Annotated in this window: 13 protein-coding genes; 2 read left to right on the top strand and 11 right to left on the bottom strand. The window is 40.0% G+C overall.

Features of this window, described 5'->3' with window-relative positions; translation table 11 throughout:
- Positions 1–292 precede the first annotated feature (292 nt).
- Both AC6CHV_RS20025 and AC6CHV_RS20020 read right to left on the bottom strand, forming a co-directional pair.
- A complete protein-coding gene (locus AC6CHV_RS20025) occupies positions 293–1060 on the bottom strand; it encodes a MerR family transcriptional regulator (RefSeq protein WP_341329691.1) in 768 nt (255 codons plus the stop codon).
- Positions 1061–1193: 133 nt separating this feature from the next.
- Positions 1194–4277 carry an efflux RND transporter permease subunit gene (locus AC6CHV_RS20020; protein ID WP_498079557.1) on the bottom strand — a complete coding sequence of 1028 codons (3084 nt, stop codon included), beginning with the start codon at positions 4275–4277 and terminating at the stop codon, positions 1194–1196.
- A gap of 98 nt (positions 4278–4375) precedes the next feature.
- On the opposite strand from AC6CHV_RS20020, the gene AC6CHV_RS20015 reads away from it, so the two are divergent.
- On the top strand, positions 4376–5203 hold the full coding sequence (locus tag AC6CHV_RS20015) for a TetR family transcriptional regulator (protein WP_498079556.1): 828 nt from the start codon (positions 4376–4378) through the stop codon (positions 5201–5203).
- 59 nt (positions 5204–5262) lie between these two features.
- On the opposite strand, the gene AC6CHV_RS20010 is transcribed toward AC6CHV_RS20015, so the two are convergent.
- From AC6CHV_RS20010 to AC6CHV_RS19995, 4 genes are all read right to left on the bottom strand, one after another.
- A complete protein-coding gene (locus tag AC6CHV_RS20010; RefSeq protein ID WP_498079555.1) occupies positions 5263–6525 on the bottom strand; it encodes a glutamate-5-semialdehyde dehydrogenase in 1263 nt (420 codons plus the stop codon).
- A gap of 142 nt (positions 6526–6667) precedes the next feature.
- On the bottom strand, positions 6668–7789 hold the full coding sequence (proB, locus tag AC6CHV_RS20005; RefSeq protein WP_341329687.1) for a glutamate 5-kinase: 1122 nt from the start codon (positions 7787–7789) through the stop codon (positions 6668–6670).
- 95 nt (positions 7790–7884) lie between these two features.
- A complete protein-coding gene (gene proC / locus AC6CHV_RS20000; protein ID WP_341329686.1) occupies positions 7885–8739 on the bottom strand; it encodes a pyrroline-5-carboxylate reductase in 855 nt (284 codons plus the stop codon).
- Between the two features lie 320 nt (positions 8740–9059).
- Complete coding sequence (locus AC6CHV_RS19995; RefSeq protein WP_341329685.1) at positions 9060–10037, bottom strand: asparaginase; 978 nt, start codon at positions 10035–10037, stop codon at positions 9060–9062.
- 191 nt (positions 10038–10228) lie between these two features.
- On the opposite strand from AC6CHV_RS19995, the gene AC6CHV_RS19990 reads away from it, so the two are divergent.
- Positions 10229–10939, top strand: coding sequence for an MOSC domain-containing protein (locus AC6CHV_RS19990; protein WP_341329684.1), 711 nt, complete (start codon positions 10229–10231; stop codon positions 10937–10939).
- A gap of 459 nt (positions 10940–11398) precedes the next feature.
- Here AC6CHV_RS19990 and manA read toward each other — a convergent pair whose 3' ends face one another.
- The 5 genes from manA to AC6CHV_RS19965 form a co-directional block, all read right to left on the bottom strand.
- On the bottom strand, positions 11399–12343 hold the full coding sequence (gene manA / locus AC6CHV_RS19985; RefSeq protein ID WP_341329683.1) for a mannose-6-phosphate isomerase, class I: 945 nt from the start codon (positions 12341–12343) through the stop codon (positions 11399–11401).
- A 78-nt stretch (positions 12344–12421) separates the two neighbouring features.
- Positions 12422–13315, bottom strand: a complete 894-nt coding sequence (locus AC6CHV_RS19980; protein ID WP_341329682.1) for an ROK family protein — start codon at positions 13313–13315, stop codon at positions 12422–12424.
- 17 nt (positions 13316–13332) lie between these two features.
- Positions 13333–14238 (bottom strand): ROK family protein, encoded by a 906-nt coding sequence (locus AC6CHV_RS19975; protein ID WP_341329681.1) that lies wholly within the window; start codon positions 14236–14238, stop codon positions 13333–13335.
- Positions 14239–14371: 133 nt separating this feature from the next.
- Entirely contained in the window at positions 14372–16654 is a 2283-nt protein-coding gene (locus tag AC6CHV_RS19970; RefSeq protein WP_341329680.1) for a glycoside hydrolase family 3 N-terminal domain-containing protein, read from the bottom strand.
- 45 nt (positions 16655–16699) lie between these two features.
- Positions 16700–19822 (bottom strand): glycoside hydrolase family 38 N-terminal domain-containing protein, encoded by a 3123-nt coding sequence (locus AC6CHV_RS19965; RefSeq protein WP_498079554.1) that lies wholly within the window; start codon positions 19820–19822, stop codon positions 16700–16702.
- Positions 19823–19930: the final 108 nt, after the last annotated feature.

Below are 19930 nucleotides of genomic sequence, written 5' to 3'. Positions count from 1 at the left end.
CTCTGTCATAATCAACACTTCTTTCCGACTCATCACAGACGTTTTCTTGCCCTCGCTTCGCAATAAACGCTCTATTCTGACTCAACCAGACAACTTCCCACTCTTGCTGTAGCAAGTAGTGTTCTTCTCGGATACCAAACAGTTGATACCCACACTTTCTGTCCGGATGGCAACACTACAATCTGGTAACACTTAGACAAATTCCTACACAATAACGTGCGAACTGAAACATTACTCTCTCAAAAAAAGAGCGAGACCTCTAAGATCTCACCCCCAAAAAAACTCATCCACCTTATTCAGCCTTTTGCCCTGTATACACAACTATTGCATCTCTCAAGAATTCTGCGGTTCCTGGCTGTTGTTTGTCATAATATGCTGTGAATCGTTCGTCATCGACGTACATTTGCGCCAAGCCTGCATGCGCTTCTTTGCTATATTTTGGCCAAAAATACATGAGCCACTGCTTATGCAACTCTGCCGCTTTTTGGCCGAGTTCTCCAGCTGGATTGCCAGTCTTCATCGCATCACTTAAGGTCTCCATTAATTCCTCAGAAAGACGGGTTACCGCCTCATGATCCTCTTTGGACATATTCATGAACATCTCGTTTGATTGTTTAACTGTTTCTTCACCATATTTTTCACGGATTTCTTTTCCGTATTTTTTCTCATTTTCTTCGAGTGCCTTCTTTTTAAAGCCTTCGAATTTTTCTTGATCAGACATAATAACTCTCCCTTCTTTTTGCGCAATGGTTTTTTCAATATTGGCAATGAGTAGATCGATTTGTTTTCGTTTATCAAGGAGCTGCTCTCGATGTTCTTTGAGTGCTTTAGGCTCATCAAAGGCAGGATTGGTCATAATTTGTTTGATATCTGTTAGATTGACCCCGAGTTCACGGTAAAAAAGAATTTGTTGTAGACGATCGATTTCATCTTGGCCATAAATTCGGTAACCTGATGAATTGATTCTTGCCGGCTTAAGAATCCCAATTTCATCATAGTACCTTAGAGTTCTTGTACTTACTCCTGCTAGTTTCGCTAGCTTTTGTACCGTATACTCCACCTCATCACCCCCTTGATAATTTCAATTTACACCTTTACGCAACGTTAAGGTCAATACAAAATTACGAAAAAATTTTTAAGGTGTGAATATAAAAGCCCCACAAGATATGTATAACCTTGTGGGGCCGGATTGATTAGTTTTCTTGAATGTTTTTACGGTCTTTCTTAAACATTTTAGACAAAATTTCGTAGACGATTGGTACGACTAGAAGTGTTAGTAGAGTTGAACTTGCGAGTCCACCGATAACGGTAATACCAAGCCCTTTCGAAATTAAACCTCCGCCACCTTCGCCAAATAATAACGGGATTAGTGCACCCATTGTGGCAATTGCCGTCATTAAGATTGGACGTAAACGTGTGGCACCAGCCTCAAGAACAGCTTCACGCATTGTTAGTCCATCACGTTCCATATGAATGATTCGGTCTACTAAAACGATGGCGTTTGTAACCACTATACCGATCAACATCAACAGACCCATCATAACCGATACCGAAATGGTTTCGTCTGCAATCAATAATCCAACAAACGAACCAATAATTGCAAATGGTAAGGAGAACAGAATTGCAAATGGTGCAACTCCTTCACCAAATGTCACAACAAGGATGAAGTACACAATTGCAATTGCTGCGAGCATTGCAAGACCTAGTTGGGTAAATGTTTCAACCATATCTGCTTGAACACCGGCAATATCAAGTGTTACTCCTTTTGGAAGGTCTAGTTCTTCTACTTCTTCTCCAACCTTAGCTGTTACTTTTGAAATATCATCCCCAATAATAGATCCTGAAACGGAAGCATAGTACTCACCTTTACTACGAGCAAGTGTATTTAAGGTAGTACCTTCTTTAACCGTTACTAAATCAGATAGAGGCATCGTTGCACCCATTGCTGTTGGTACTTGAGTTGCAAGAAGATCATCTATTGACTCTGGTGTAGCTACTTCTTCCTGCTGAACAATAACCTCCAATGTATTTCCATCTTTTTCAACAGTTGTGATAACCTCTTGTGAGCGGTCTGGATTTAGCATCATCACAATTTGACCAGTTGTAAGTCCATATTGTAATAATTCATCCTGTTCAACATTGAATGTGTACTCGACATATGCATCCTCAGCACTTGACGATACATCCTCTAAAACGTCTGCATCATTCATGACGCCTTCAACCATATCAACTGCATCATAAAGCTTATCTAAATCTTCACTATATAATGTATAACTAACCTCATTTGTGCTCATTGACATAGAAGAGAAATTCTGGCTCTTCCACTCACCCGATTGGCCAATATTAAACACGTATTCTTCAACTTCTTCGCGGACTTCAGGGAAGTTCTCCATTTCCGGATCGAAAATGAGGTACATGAGCGCACCGTCACCGCCGCCTCCCATCATTGCGGCCATTGGGTCGCCGCTTTCTGTTACAGAAACCTGAAGAATATCAATATCTTCTCGTTTTAATAACTCTTCTTCAACTGTTGCAACATTATCCAAGGTTTCATCTTTTAACTCACCAGTTCCTGGCGTATAAGTTAGATACATGACCTTTTCTTCTTCACTACCCATAAAACTAAAACCAATAAGCGGTGTTAATGCTAAGCTACCGACTAATAATAATATTGACAGTACTGACACAATAATTTTATGATTTAGCGACCAATTTAAAATACCTTTATACCAATTTGCAAGCTTACCTACTTCTTTATGCTTTGACTCTGTTTTTTCAACATAGAGCTGTTTTTTAAACAAAGTATGTGATAAAGCAGGAACGATCGTAATCGCAACTAACAAGGAAGCACCTAAGGCAAAAGTCATTGTTAATGCGAACGGCATGAACAATTCTCCAACCATACCACCTACAAAAATTAACGGTGCAAATACCGCAACCGTAACTAACGTGGAGGAAAGGATTGGTTTGAACATTTCAAGTGTTGCTTCACGTATTAAGGCACGGCCATTTAGCTTTTCTTCTTTTAAATGTAGTCTTCGATAAATATTTTCAACAACGACAATGGAGTCATCAATTACACGTCCGATTGCAACCGTAACTGCCCCTAGTGTCATTAAGTTCAATGTAATGTCCATCCACTTCAGTAACAATAATGCCATAAAAATGGAAACCGGAATGGATACAATCGAAATAATTGTTGATCTAAAATTACGAAGGAATAGTAGAATTATTAAGACCGCGATTAAACCACCAAATAGTGCTTTTTCTACCATTGTTGCAACTGATTTTTCAATTGGCTCTCCTTGGTCTAGTGAAACATCGATAACGAGACCTTCAATTCTTTCCTGCTCGTCTTCAATAAGATCCTTTACTTCATTTACCACATCCACTGTGTTTGCTCGTTGCTCTTTAACAATTTGAATAGCAATAGCGTCTTTTCCGTTCGTACGAGATACGGATTGAACGCGTCCAACTTCTTCAATTGTAGCAATATCACTAAGTTTCACGAATGGCTGTGGATTATTTTCAGTAGGTGTAATAGGAATTAACATTTCCTTTAACTCATCTGCTGTCATGAACTTTCCGTCAATCGCAACAGCTTGTTCACCTTCTTTAAACTCAAAAAGTCCTAGTGATACTGACATATCACTTGCTTGGATCATCTGTTTGACTGAGTCCTCTGTTAAGTCAAGTTCAGCCATTTTTTCAGTATTATAAGTAAGTTGTACTTCTTCAATATGCTGACCTGTGATCGTTGCCGATCCAACCCCATCAAGCTTTTCAATCTTTGGAAGTAAAACATCTTCAACTGTTGATGTTAATTCCACAATATCTTCTGTTTTACTACTTACACTTAATGCCACAACCGGCATCATATTCATGCTAATGGCCGTAATAACAGGCTCTTGTGCAGCTTCTGGCAATGTAACTGCGTCTAAAGCGGATTGAAGGGCACGCTTCGCCTCGTCCATATCCTCGCCATACTCATATTCAACTTGAATATTAGCCATGTTCGAATAGGAATTGGAATAAACAGATTTAACCCCATCAAGTCCCTCGACCGCTTTTTCAATTGGCATTGAGACATCTTCCATCACCTGTTCTGGAGTCGCACCAGGATATACATCCATAACCATTAGGAACGGAATGGATATATCAGGAATTGTTTCTGTCTTCATTTGTGTACCTGAATAAATTCCAGATACAGTTATAATAATTGTTAATAACCAAACTGCTAGTTTGTTTTTTAATACAAAGTTGGCTATACCTCTCACACTTACACCTACCCTAGATTGACTTATTAAACCCATTTATTTATAATAATGACCAATCAGTCATTTGTCAATGAAAGAAAACGGGAGAGAACCACGAAATGGTGAAAAAACAACTAATAATGGAAAAGGCGCTAGAGCTTTTCGCAAAGCAAGGTTTTGAGGCAACATCTGTACAGCAAATAACTGATCAGTGTGGGATTTCAAAGGGAGCTTTCTACCTCTCTTTCAAGTCAAAAGATGAATTAATCATCGCCCTAATCGACCAGTTTATGGAGCAATTTTTTGCTAATATTGACCATTTAGTCAGAAACAAAAAAGATACAGAAAATCTTCTATTTGAATATTATTATGTAAGCTTCCAGTCATTTAAAGAACACTCACATTTTGCGAATATCTTAATGAAAGAGTATACCCAGTCTCTTAACGAAAAATTAATTCTTAAAATGCATTATTATGACAAACTAGGTAATACAGTGATTCTCTTGATGATTGACCGCATTTATGGAGAAAAAGCAGAGCATATAAAATATGATCTACTCTATAGTATAAAAGGTTTTATGAGGATGTATTCGGAGCTCTTTCTGTATCAGCTTGTTCCACTGGATATTGACCTCCTTTGTCAGTCCCTAGTGGAAAAAACAGATTTATTAGCTCATGGCATGACCCTTCCTTTTCTAAAAAAAGAACTTATGGAATCATCCGGACAGGGTGAGATCACAAAGGAACAATTGATTTCGTTACTTGAGGAGAAAGTAAAAGAAATGGAAGATTCAATTGAAAAGGAATCCCTGCTGCTATTGCAAGAACAGGTGAATAAACGAACATATAGCCCTGCGATTATAAACGGACTCTTGTTAAACGTTCGGAACCATCCACATTGTAAATGGATCGCACACTTACTCAGTTCCCATTTTAAGAAACAATAAATTTACCCCTTTCACCAAAAAACACGGCAGAATCCTATTTATTCTGCCGTGTTTCTTTATTATCTTATTTGTCCATTTCCGGTCATTAAGAATTTTACTGTTGTTAGTGCTGGTAGTCCCATCGGCCCACGTGCATGAAGCTTTTGAGTTGAAATACCAATTTCAGCACCAAACCCTAGGGCTCCACCGTCTGTAAATCGAGTTGAAGCGTTATGATATAGAGAAGATGCATCGACAAGTTTCATAAACACATCTGCTACTTCTTGATTTTCTGTAATAACCGCCTCTGAGTGCTTTGTCCCATAGTTTTCAATATGGTCAATTGCTTCGTGCACATCTTCAACAATCTTCATCGCAATATCCAAACTTAAATATTCATTTGCCCAATCCTCTTTACCTGCGGGGATTGCATTTGGGATAATTGATAGTGACTGCTCATCCCCATGCACTGTAATAGAATGTTCCTGTAATGTTTTCACAAGCACATCCTTATGTTTTTGCAACCAGTCCTTATGTATAAGGACTGTTTCCGCAGCATTACAAACAGCCGGTCGATCTGTTTTTGCATTCACAAGGATTGGCAACGCCTTGTTGACATCAGCTCCAGAGTCAATATAGACATGGCAGTTTCCGACACCTGTTTCGAGTACAGGAACTGTTGCTTGTTTAACAACCGTTTGAATCAAAGAGGCCCCGCCGCGAGGAATAAGCACATCAATATATTCCTTCATCGTAAATAGCTGCCCGGTAGCTTCACGATCCGTACTTGCAATAAATTGAACAGCTTCCCTTGGTATCATCGTATGCTCTAGCGCATATTGAATAACCTCAACGATTGCTTTATTTGTGTGAATCGCTGATGAGCCGCCTTTTAAGATGATTGCATTTCCTGACTTTAACGCGAGCCCTGTTGCATCAACCGTTACATTTGGTCGTGCCTCATAAATCATCCCGATAACACCCAAAGGTACCGTTACTTTTTTCACCTGTAGGCCGTTTTCCAATGTCCAATCTGAAATAACTTGGTCTGTCGGGTCCTCCAAAGCAGCAACTTGTCGAAGTCCCTCTGCAAAATCAAAAATACGTTTCTTTGAAAGTGTTAGCCGATCCATGAATGCTGGCGTATATCCAGCTTCTTTACCTTTTTGCAAATCAACCTTATTAGCTTCTAAGATAATTTCAAAGCTTGCTTCTAAATGTTCAGCTATTATATACAATGCTCTATTTTTATCGTCAGTTGATAGAATACTCACTTGTTTGGCAGCTTTTTTTGCTTCACGTGCTTGATTTCTAATATCTACATTTTCCTTTACTAAAGTCACCTAATTCCTCCTTTAATCAATTGCGCCTTGGCGTATTTGATGCCCAGATCTATTCGAGCCTGCTCGAAAAACTACTTCTAAAGATCTGTGGCATCCGCCGGAGGCTTTGACTTTACTCGGTTGGGTTACCTACTGAATAAAGTCAAACTCCAATTGTGATTGGTGCATCTATATGGCAAACAAAATCTCCTATTTCCATAATGACAGTGGAATCTATTACTTGATCTCTTTGAGACTGTAGCATCCGTTCTAACTCATCTGAAGAGATTTTCACCAAACCTCTGGCAATTTCTTCTTCGCCCGTATCCACTACACGGACAACAGCGCCTTTTTCAAACCTACCTTCGACTTGAAGAATCTCCTTTAGCCGCAAGCTCTTCCGATTCTTCACAATTCTCTCTATTGCATCGGCATTGATGATTATTTCTCCCTTGGATCCTGAGTGAAAGGCAATCCACTTTTTCTTTTGATTAAGTATTGTCACTGATTTTTTACAAGAAAAAAACGTACCGGTCGCCTTTTCTTCCACGGCATCCACGATGATATTTTCTTTATTTGCATTTCCTAAAAAAGTTGAAATCCCAGACGCCATTGCAATTTTCACGGCTTCAATTTTAGACTTCATGCCACCTGTACCAACAGTACTTCCAGAACCACCTGCAGCATTCTCGATTTCATCCGTAATTTCAGACACTTGCTCTATTAACTTAGCATCCTCATGTACAGTTGGGTTTTTATCATATAAACCATCTATATCAGATAAAATGACCAGTTGGTCAGCATCCACTAAACCAGCAACTTTAGCCGCCAATGTGTCATTATCACCAAAGTTCAAACGCTCTGTCGAAAGCGTGTCATTCTCATTAACGATTGGAATAATCCCTCGGTCTAATAAAACATTCAATGTGTTGCGCACATTTTGATAACGTGATTCATCCAAAAAGTCGCTTCTTAAAATCAAGATTTGCGAAGCCACATAGCCGTGTGATAAAAATAGGTGGGAATAGGACTCCATTAATAATCCTTGACCAATCGATGCAGCTGCTTGTTTTTCTGACAATGAATCTGGGCGTTTAAGACAGCCGAGCTTTCTATATCCAGCAGCGACGGCCCCTGATGATACTAGAACAACCTCGTGCCCTGCATCCTTCAACTCAGCAATTTCATTCGTCAATTTTTCTAGTTTTATCTTACTAATTTCTCCATGACGGCTCGTTAACGAGCTACTTCCGACCTTTATAACAACTCTTTTTTCTATGGACATCCGATCAATCCTTATCTGTTTTGTTTTTGATTTGATTGCCGGACGATAATACTTTTACAAGCGCTTATCGCCCGTAAAAGGGTTTTATGCTTATGTTAAACAGCTTGAACTTTTTTCTCAGTAGTGCCTTCAAGCTGTGAACTGATTTCTTGGGAACGCTTTGCCGCATGTTTAATAGCTTGTGAGATCGCCTTACCGGCACCATTTTTTTCTAAGGCTGCTAAACCTGCAGCTGTTGTTCCATTTGGGGAAGTCACATTTTCCCGTAATGTGGTCGGTGTCTCATTCTGTTGCTGAATCATTTTTGCTGCTCCGACAATCGTTTGAGCAATAATTTCTCTTGTCACTTTTTCTTGTAATCCTGCCTTTTTCACTGTTGCTTCCATATGCTCCATTAGGTAATAAATATAGGCAGGTCCACTACCCGCTACTCCTGTAAACACATCCATTTGGTCCTCTGGAATCTCGTAAACTTCTCCAATTGATTCAAGCAGGTCTTTAGCCAGTAACATATCTTCCGTAGTAGTCGAGGAACCAGCTGAAATGGCTGTTGCAGACTCTCCAATCATGCTAGATGTATTCGGCATCACACGAATCACCTGTTGTCCCGCTGGTAAATGCTGCTCCATGTAAGTTGTGGTAATACCCGCTAGTACGGATAAAACGAGTTGGTTTGGTTGAAGTGAATCTTTGATGGACTGTAGTGCAACTTCTGCATCTTTAGGTTTCATTGCGAGGACGATAATATCGATATTTTGTAGGTTTAGATGTTTGCTTGTTAAACCTTTAATATAATAATTTTCTTCAAGCTGTTGTAGTCGTGCTGTATTCGAACGGTTGGTAACAAAAATCTGATTCGAAGGAACTTTTCCAGCCGCAACAATTCCTGATATCATTGCCTCTGCCATAGAACCTGCCCCTATAAAGGCGATTGTTTTTTCATGTAACATCAAATGTCTCCCTTGTGGTAAAAATTTAAGAACGTATTTATCGTAACATCTTAAAAACCATTATCAAGGGTATCTCGGAAAGTCATATGCATATGATTCAATTAGTGAGTGTAAACGCTACCAAACTAAGCTAATCACATCAAACCACCTTCTATCCGTTCAAAACATGCCTGAGCCAATAATTTGCCAGTTAGCGGGACAGGGGGATAGGTCCCTCATCCCAAAATGTTACAAACTACTACTAAAACCGACAAAAAGGACAGGTCCACCCTCTTTGCGAATTTCACAAATTACAAATGAACCTATCCTCTTCTAAGAATTTAATGATGAAAATGATCTTCATTTATTTCTTTTACGCCCGCAGCTATCAGAACCGCTAATTTAATTCGGGCCTTCTTGCTGTCATAATCACCTGCTAATAGGACCCCCGCATTTTGTAAGGACCAGGCACTTCCTGGGAAGTCATAAACCGTCTTTACTTCCCCTTCCTCAGCACTTGTTGTAAGGAGTACATATATTCCTTTTTCAACCGCTCTTTTCACACTATCGAGGATATAAGGTGGTGCATGACCCCTACCAGGGGCTTCTACAATAATTCCTTTAGCCCCATAATCAGCGGCACAATCTATAAACTTACCATCTGAACCAAGTGAGGTTTTTACGAGCTCAACAGTAGGTAATGAGGTTTTCAAAGTATATGTTTCTCGTTTCACAGGTTTTTGATAGATAAAGATTGTCTCTTGATCCACAATTCCTAGGTAACCGAAGCCAAAAGAAGTAAATCCATCTACGTTTGAAGCATGTTTTTTCTTGATGTATCGCCCAGAAAAAATCCGCTCATTAAATATAGCAACCGTTCCAAGACCCCTACATTCTTGATATGCAGCTAATAGAATGGATTGTCGCAAGTTAACAAAAGCATCCGTTCCATTCACTTGAGGTCCCCGCTGTGAACCAGTGATCACAACTGGCCTCTCATCAGCAATAACTAAATCTAAGAAATATGCCGTTTCTTCTAATGTATCCGTACCATGGGTGACTACGACTCCATCTATATCTGGGCTTTCAAAGACTTCTTCAATCTTTTCCTTCAATGTAATTAAATGACCAAACGTCATATGATTACTAGGTATCTGAAAGACAGATATCACATCAACATCTATATATGAAGGGAGATCACACATTTCAGATAGTTCTTCACCAGACATCACACCAGCTGTTAATAACCCAGTTTCGGGATTTCGTTTACTGGCAATAGTCCCTCCTGTACTTAACATAATGATTCTTTTCTTATCCATGGTTACCCTCCTTCAATTTAAAACAACCTTTAGAAACTATTAATTTAATAGTATAGTGCCCCTCTATCCGTTTCAATAGTTTGAATTAAAAGAAAGTAGTAAATATCTCTTCAGTATCCAACACGTTAAGCCATAATCGGACAGATTCCTCTCTTCAACCATGGTAAACTAAAACCAGAGGTGATAACGAAATGGAAAACCAACCATACATAAACCAATTATTTATTGGCAAACCCAAAACAATGGGTGACCCAAATGCGAAAAAGCTCATGGATAAAGAATGGACAAGTGGTATTTTTAAAGAGCCCATTCATTATCCGGTAATGCTTGGTAAAGAAGGTCTAACCGGGGATGGTCAAGCTGATTTAAAAAATCACGGCGGACCTGAAAAAGCCGTTCTTGCCTATGCAGCAATCCATTATGAAAAATGGCAAAGTGAATTAAACAATGATCAAATTGTCGCAGGAGCAATGGGAGAAAATTTCTCAATTGTGGGTCTTGATGAATTCAATGTTTGCATCGGGGATATTTATGAGGTTGGTGAGGCTTTGGTTCAAGTTTCACAACCACGTCAGCCGTGCTGGAAGCCTGCCCGTCGCTTTAAAATACTCGATTTTGCACTACGAATTCAAAAAAGTGGTCGAACCGGATGGTACTTCCGCGTTATCAAAGAAGGCATTGTTAAAGAACAAGATAAAATTAAGTTAATAGAACGCCCATACCCTGAATGGACCATTGCCAGTTGCAATGAAGTTATGCATGAAAAGAGAGATGATAAAGAGGCAGCAGCCAAACTTGCAGCCTGCATACACCTTGCAGCGAACTGGAAAGAAACATTAGCAAAACGACTAAAAGGTGAATCAAAATCAATTGAAAGCCGTGTTTACGGGCCAAATATTTAGGGGTAAACATAGTGTGAGTTTGGGACTCAAATTTTTGATAAAATGAAGGACATTACTAAGTGAAATCATGGATGAAATGTCCTTCATAACCTCGATGAAGACCATTTCAATCCAAAATCACTGATTTCTAACTGTTCTTTTTTTATAAAAGACGGTCATATATTCTCCGCGTCTTCCTCCTTGTCTTCCTAAGTCCACTCAGCCATAATCCGGTAGCATTAAGGCAAAGTCATTTACTTGGTAGAATAGATCCTCTTGGGTTTCAAGGAGGTCCGGAGACTTCATTTGTGATAATTTCTTTAAGAAGACTCATCCCTCACTTCCCATGGTATGGGAGAATATCGTTTGAATTTTTCAGATTGTAGGTCATTTGTCGTAAAATCAGGCATAACCGTGCTCCCTTTATATGATTTTTCAACAGCAAGCAGTTAGTTATTTTCGCATTACAGTTAGTTGATACTAAGGATGAGAAACAATTAGTTGGCATTTCCCGCTGATTTCAAACTCACCAAATCCAACTGGGATAATAAAATGCATACCCTTTTTCAAATTATATTCTTCTCCATTATGTAAAAGGGTTCCTTCACCATTTGCAACACTTAGAAGTAAATAGTATTCATTGAATGAGAACATGGCATCTCCATGTACATCCCATTTATATACGGAAAAAAACTCTGACTCGACAAAAGTAGTAATCGTAACATTTTCAAGTTCCTCAACATGTGGGGTAAACCCCATATCTTCATGTGGAACATTCGTTATCTCAATTGCCTTTTCTAAATGAAGTTCACGTAAATTCCCCTCGGCATCCCTACGGTCATAGTCGTACATCCGGTAAGTAGTGTCCGAGCTTTGCTGGGTTTCCAAGACAAGGGTTCCTTCACAAAGAGCATGAATCGTTCCACTTGGCACATAAAAGAAATCACCTGGCTTGATTTTCACTTTACGAAGTAGTTCGTCCCATTTACCTTCCTCGATTTGCTTAACTAGCTCTTCTTTAGAACTAGCATTATGGCCAAAAATCATTTGAGCATCCTGTTTGCAATCAAGAATATACCAGCACTCTGTTTTTCCTAAATCACCATTTTCATTTATCATTGCATAAGCATCGTTTGGATGTACCTGTACTGATAAATCCATATTCGCATCCAATATCTTTGTTAATAAAGGAAACACCACGCTTTCGGGGTTACCAAATAAGTCGGGGTGTTCCTGCCAAAGTTTGTCTAATGTCATTCCCTTAAAAGGACCATTCTCGACAACAGATTGTCCATTAGAATGCGCAGAAATTGCCCAGCATTCCCCAGTATTTTGGAATGGAATTTCATACCCATATTCCGTTTGTAACGCGGTACCACCCCAAATCCTCTCTTTAAAAATTGGTTTTAATAATAATGGTTCCATCGGGAAAAAACCTCCAGTGAATTTTGTTCATGTCTTTCAATATTCAGTGTTAACTGAATTTTTATTACGCTTAGTATCTTATTTTCTGGTTAAAAAGTGATGTAAAGCCCCTATCAAGTTAGCGTCATTATCAAATTGACAAGGTTCAACACTAATATCCGGTGTAGAGATCTCATTCTTTAATAGTTTTAGCTCATTATTAATGCCTTCAATTACATCCGGACGTTTGCTGATCCCCCCGCCGATTAGGATTTTCTCTGGGTCAAGTGCGTATTTTATATTATAGATACCAGCTGCAAGCCTCTTGTAAAAAAGAGTAATGCATTCTTTTGCAATGGGATCACCCTCTTCAGCCATCCGGAATACCTTTTCCCCGTTCAAGGTCCCATTTTCCAAGGATTTCTTATGTTCCGCCTCTTTGGCTAGAGCATTTGTTGAGGCAACTAGGCTCCAGGTTGATTTTAGGGGATTCCTCAACGGGTCGCCCATAATCATATAGCCAAACTCGCCCCCTTGTAAGGTGGCACCACGTAAAACGGTATGATTCATCACGATACTACCGCCAATGCCTGTACCTATTACTATACAAATATAGTAATCTATTTCTTTTGCTGCTCCAATCCACCCCTCTGCCAATGCAGCGCAGTTCGCATCATTTTCAATCGACACATCCAGACCGGTCCGCTCCTTTATCAATTCTGTCAAACTAATACCGTGGATATATGGGATTGCGCTTGACCCACCGATATATCCATTTATCACATTAACCGCACCTGGTGAACTAATAGCAATCCCTTCAATTTCAAAGCCCTGTCGATATTCATTGGTGATTTCGGTAATCGTCTCCAGAAAACTCTCTAAACCTTCTTGCGGAGTAGGGATCTTTCCGCCTTCCAGCTTCAATCCGCGCTCGTTCATTACTGCATACTTAATAAAGGTACCACCTATATCAAATACCATATAAGAATTCATGGTCAGCCCTCCTGTTACTAAAAAGATGCTTGTTGAGTAAGCAGAGCAGCTCCAATGACACCAGCCTTTGTACCTAATGAAGCATCTACAATTTCAACTTTATGCTGCAGCTGTGGATATAAAAAGTCATTAACCCTTTCTAGAAGGAGTGGCATAATATAGTCTTTTGACTGCATAACTCCACCACCAAGAACGATGATGTGTGGATCAACAGTATGAACAATATTCGCAATGCCTTTTGCCAATGAGACTATCATTTGATCGACAATATTTCCTGCTTCCTCATTCCCATTCATTGCCATCTCAATTACCTCACCTGCATGGCCTGTAATCCTTAGTTGTTCTCTTCCACGCTGCTTAACTGCAGTTCCACTTGCCAGTGTTTCTAAGGCACCAACATTCAAGGCATGATGTGACGGTCCCTCACAATCTACAATTAAATTGCCTATTTCACCTGCACAGAAGTGTGCACCTTGAAGCAATTGCTTGCGGAATACAAACCCTCCGCCAACTCCTGTGCTAACAGTAATATAAAAAACAGACTCTTTTCCTTCCCCAGCACCAATGATGGCTTCTGCAAGTGCAGCTGCATTTGCATCATTATCAAGATAAACCTTTTTATTCAAAGCCTTTTCTAACATAGATACTATTGGAATATTATCCCACCCAGGTAAATTGTTTGGACTCAGGATTAATCCCTGTTTCACATCTAATGGGCCCGGGGACCCGATTCCAATTGCTTCGATATTTCGGTCTTGTAGGATTTTCTCGCAATGCTGAATCATTTGACCGATTATATAATTTGGTCCTTTATCACTTTCTGTTTTTATATTTATTTCTTCCATTAACTGACCTTCAGAAGTTACAACCGCAATTCTTAGGTTAGTTCCTCCCAAATCAATCCCTAGAAGATACTTCTCCATATCTGCCACTTCCCCTGTTATTTTGATAGATTCCACGGATCCTGGATAACTTAATTTCCCCAAGACAATTGGCTCTTTTTAATTGTTACTTTTTTCTCCTTATACTCAGTGGTTCCAAGTGAACCGGAATTAATTAGCTAATTATTAAGTCGGCACTTACAAAATCGATAGGATTTCCAACCTCAATTTCAATACATCCTTCCTCGATCCTATATTTATTTTGGCTGCTAAATACTTCCAATTCTTCCGTCCCCAGTTCAAACATTACTTCTTTTGTTTCTCCTGCTGCAATCCAAATCTTCTTAAATCCTTTTAATTCCTTTACTCTCCTCGTTATACTTGAACCCTTTCCTTTTATATAAAGCTGTATTACATCATAGCCATCACGGTCCCCTTTATTGGTGACTTCAACCATAATTTTGAATGTTTCCCCCGCTAAGAGTTTACAAACTGGGATGGACTGAATAGAGCAACGAAGATTATCATACGTGAATGTAGTATACGAAAGGCCATATCCAAAAGGAAATAATGCCTTCCCGGACATATCAAAATAATCTCTCTTGTATCCACCCTCCTTGTGATTATAAAATACAGGAATTTGCATGGAGGATCTTGGAATTGAAACAGGCAATCTTCCACTTGGATTGACTTTTCCAAATAAAACCTCTGCTATTGCCTGGCCACCCATTTGTCCTGGATACCATGCACTTAAAACAGCTGGGACATTTTCCGCCACCCACGGAATGGCATGCGGTCTTCCTTGTATCAAGACAACAACAGTTGGTGTTCCAGTCTGGATGATTCGCTGTAGTAGGTGTAGTTGCTGGCCACCTAATTCTAAATTAGCTACGTCAACATTTTCACCACAATCCATTTCTTCTTCTCCGGTTGTATTGATTACAGCACCATTAAGGTCAAATTGTGCATCAAAATTTCTTGCACTAGAACCACCTAAAACGACGACGGCAACATCCGAACTGTTAGCCAGATGAACTGCCTTTTCGATCCCTTCCGTATCTAGGGAACGAATGCCGCATCCTCTTTCATAAGCAACTTCTGCATCATTTGCTAATTCAGTAATCCCCTGTAGAACAGTGACAACTTTACCTTCTTGTTGAAACGGTGTATAATCTCCTAGCTGATTATAAACAGAGTCTGCATTAGGTCCAATAACTGCTATTTTTTTATTACTCCCTTTTATTGGTAATATCCCTTGATTTTTTAACAAGACAATTGACTGCCGTGCCGACTCAAGATTGATTTTTTGTGCTTGTTCCTGACTTATTGGGGTTTTTGTTTCTATAAAAGGATTTTCAAATAAACCCATTTTAAATTTAAGTGTCAAAACCCTTCTAACTGCATCGTCCAGCTTTTCTTCACTGACAAGACCTTCTCCAATGGCTTTTTCTAAAGTAGTATACACGTTGTCCCAAAGACTTATATCTACCCCATTTTCTAGAGCCAGCGCAGCAGCTGCTTCCTGACTTTGTGTTAATGGGACTAAAAGGTCTAGTGCACAACCATCTGCCATTACAGCCCCTTTAAATCCTGATTCCTTGCGTAGGATTTGGTTGAGAAGATACCCATTAGCATGACATGGGATTCCATCAATTTCATTATAAGCAGCCATACAAGCAAGAGCTCCTAATTTAATAGCTGCTTTCATTGGCGGAAGATGAATCTCCCTTAATTCTCTTTCTCCTATCGATGCAGGGGCTGCATTATGCCCCCCTATTCCATTACCTTGAGCTGTAAAGTGTTTAAGAACAGCAATCATTTTACCTTCCGGAATGATATCACTTTCTTCCCCTTGCATCCCTTTTACAACCGCTTCTGTTAATCGAGAAGTAAGATATGGATCTTCACTGAAACACTCTTCCGATCTTCCCCATCTAGGATCCCGAAGGATATCCAATGTCGATACAAGTCCTAAATGAGCACCTTTTGCTCTGATTTCGTTTGCAACAGCTGCTATCAGTTTTTCATGTAATTCGGTATTCCACGTCGCACCAATTCCCAAGTTTACAGGAGTTATCATGCTATCTAATCCTTGATGACCATGGGGGCACTCTTCGGAAAGAAGGACAGGAATCCCCAACCTGGTATGTTCCTTTACATATTGTTGAATCATATTAGCCACTTCGGCACTTGAATCTTTGGCAATCCCATTTTCAAAATTGATTGATGACCAAGGATCGGAACGGAATAACCCATAAAGGACTCCGATCCCATCCCACCGTTGAACATGCTCTTTAAACTTCTCCGTTAGTTCGTATCCGGTGTCAGTTTTTCTGTAGACTTCCCAACCATATAATTTTTGGTTGACCTGTCCAACCTTTTCCTTTAAAGTCATGCCTGCCAGTAACGTTTCTACTTGATCATCTATTTTTTCGTTTGCAGTATTATAATGTTCCATTTTTCCACCTAACTATTGTAGTATTTTCAAACTTACCCCACTGTACTAGGTTAATAGAATCGTTTTTACCTCAAATGGCTTCAGTGATGTAGTTAGTTTATTCCCTTGTACCGAAATTCCCACCGGTTTCTCTTCCAACAGATTGGTTTCATATGCGGAATGAACCTGCCCTGACATAGATAATTGAACTTTCTCTCTGCCCCCGCTGGATTCATACATTCTAAGCGTAAGCCCCGTACCATCCTCTGACTGCTTAACCGTATCAAGAATGACCTGTTTAGACTCTGTCTTAATAAAGGAATATGAACTTGGAAGACTCCCCTCATGGGCTGAAGTACGGAAAACAACAGCTGGGTGATTCAACTCATACCCTCTCTTGACTACATCAGCATCTCTCCAGTCACCTTCATGCGGAAGAAGGGAGTAGGTAAATTCATGATTCCCCTGATCTGCCCCCCGGTCAGGCCATTTTGGTGCCCGTAACAATGATAAGCGCAGAACATTTTGTTTCACGTCATACCCGTACTTGCAATCATTCAATAAACTGACTCCATAATTGTGTTCAGAAAGATCGGCAAAGCGATGGCCGCATACTTCAAACTGTGCTTGCTCCCAGCTAGTATTTGAATGTGTTGCTCTTTCAACCGATCCGAACGGAATCTCAAACGTGGCTTTATTACTAACCACATCGACAGGAAAAGCGACCTTCAATAATTTGTGATCCTCCCGCCAATCGACTCTTGTTTGGAAATCAATTCGCCTACTGTGGTGGTATAAAACCATATCTTGTTCAATGGTTGATTGTGCTAACTGCCATTTAAACCAAATGACGTCCTTCGTTGCCCCTGTTCGGATGCCTTGTTCAAGAAGGACAACCTTCTCCGCAGGCTGATCTTCAAATTTGGGATCGATATCCCATGCATCCCAAAGCATCGGGCGGTCATGGAATAGCTGGAACTCGTTAGCGGCTCCGCCATTGCATGTGACTTCACGCTGGGCTTTTTTATCATATAGACGGGAGATTTCCCCCTTTTCATTCCATTCGACCAGATAATATTCTGTTTCCCACTCGCGGCCTATATCCTCTTGCTCTTCGATGACTTGTTTCTCCAAATCTTTTAGCCATATGACTACATAGCCTAGTTCTGGAATATCAGGAACGTAAACAGTTAATTCGATTTGGCCATCCCCCTTTTGAATAAAGTCCGCTGGAAGTTCTTCACCATCCAGATTTACTGCTCCCTTTCCTACTAATTCAGGTCCGCCAACAATTTTTACTGTTTCAGATCTCTTCCAGGATAAACTATTAAATAGGACGATTGGTAACCCGTCACCATTGGTGTCTATTTGTTTCTCCAATGCCTGCAAAGCTTCCTTTCTCGTCTTTTCCCCGTATTCAAAAACTTTCTTGTAATCAGACTCTGAATCCACATATACCTCTGGAATGGATGAGCCTGGAATAATATCGTGGAATTGGTTTAGAAGAAGCAATTTCCACCCTTCTTCCATTGACGAAGGAAGGTTTGCTCCAGCGAAGTGTACAGCTAAACTGCTCCAAATTTCTGCATCTCGATAAAGGACTTCCGCCTTACGATTCCATTTCTTATTCCGGGCATGTGTTGTGTATGTTCCGCGATGAAGCTCGAGATACATATCTCCAACCCATGTAGGGAGTTGTGTGTTTACCTCGCTGATCCCATCAAAAAATTCGTGTGCTGTACTGTTTATCACTTCTGGCAGGCCAGGTAGTGAGGCCGAACGGTCAATATAATCAATCATTTCTTGTGTAACACCGCCGCCACCATCGCCATGTCCATAAAGAAGCATTTGTTTAGGATAGACATTCTTTTGCTTAAAGCTATTCCAGTGGTCATGGATTTCTTGAGGATGCGTATATTCATTTAATCCATGGTTCAAATATGAGAGAATCCTAGTTCCGTCGATACCTTCCCAGTAAAATAAATCATAAGGAAATGAATTGGTATCATTCCAATTCATTTTTGTTGTCATAAAATAGTCAATTCCAGCACCTTTTAATAATTGCGGCAGGGATGCACAATAACCAAATGTATCCGGAAGCCACTCAATTTTAGGCTGGACCCCGAATTCATCCTTGTAAAATTTCATCCCATATAATAACTGACGGACTAAAGATTCACCTGATGGCATATTTAAATCAGGCTCAACCCACATACCTCCGACAACCTCCCAGCGCCCCTCAGCAATATGCTTTTTCACTCTGTTATAGATTTCAGGGTAATGTTCCTTTACAAAAGCATAGGCTTGGGGCTGACTCTGTGCATAGGTGAAGTTTGTATTCTCCTCCAGCAGGGTACTCATCGTCGAAAAGGTCCTGCTGCACTTGCGAATGGCTTCCTTTACTGGCCAAAGCCATGCAAGATCAATATGGGACTGACCTACCATTAAGATTTGGCCATGGGTGTTGCCTGCCAAATCGGATAGCTTTTTCTTGATACCTTCTTCTATACCTTCAACCCATGAACTATTTAATAAAGCCTCTGGCTTTTCAATCAGGATTATTTTTTCTGCCTCTGTCAAAGAATCGATGATTTTGAATCTTCCCATATCACCTTCTGGCAGTAATTTAGCCGTCTCATAGTAGGCCTTCACAGTTGCCAACAGACTTTGGACAGCCGTGTTCGGAAGATCAATGCTTCCTTTAAGAAGGGTGAGGGGGGGAGGATCAAATTCGGCTGGTTCATTCTGATAATTTAACTCGTCTTGCGTTTGGCCAGCATAGTTAAATAGTTCTATTTTAATGTTGATTTTTTCTTTCCCCCACGCTTTCTCCGGAAAAGGAACATAGCTTCGGTTACGGTCAATTCCATGATAAGGCATATCATCTAACGAAACCAATGCCTCATGAAGAGTCCTAAGACCCTTGGCACCGGGTAGAAAAGTTAGTCCCATTGGTCGATACCGCCATTCAATTGGGATTGATACCTCTTTTTCCAAAAACATGGTTGTGCCTGAATCGACTAACCAATCACCTTCATTAATAAGTAGGGGTTCCTCAGATTCGAATTCATATTTTTCCGGCTCTATATATTTGCCGCGCTTTGCGCGCCAATCTTGGATCTGGATGGATTCCAGATTTTCGTGATTTGATAAATATTGAATAAATCGCTGAATTGTCTGCAATGTCAAAGTCGTTTCCTCCCAAGCTATTAATCTTAAAAAATACAGAGTATGGCAGACCATTTTTGTATCTGCCATACTGCACCATAGTAATCTTTACTTAACGTACGCTAGCAG

It is taken from the genome of Ferdinandcohnia sp. GQ5 (assembly GCF_059759275.1).
This window is presented reverse-complemented; position numbering and strand designations above follow the sequence as displayed.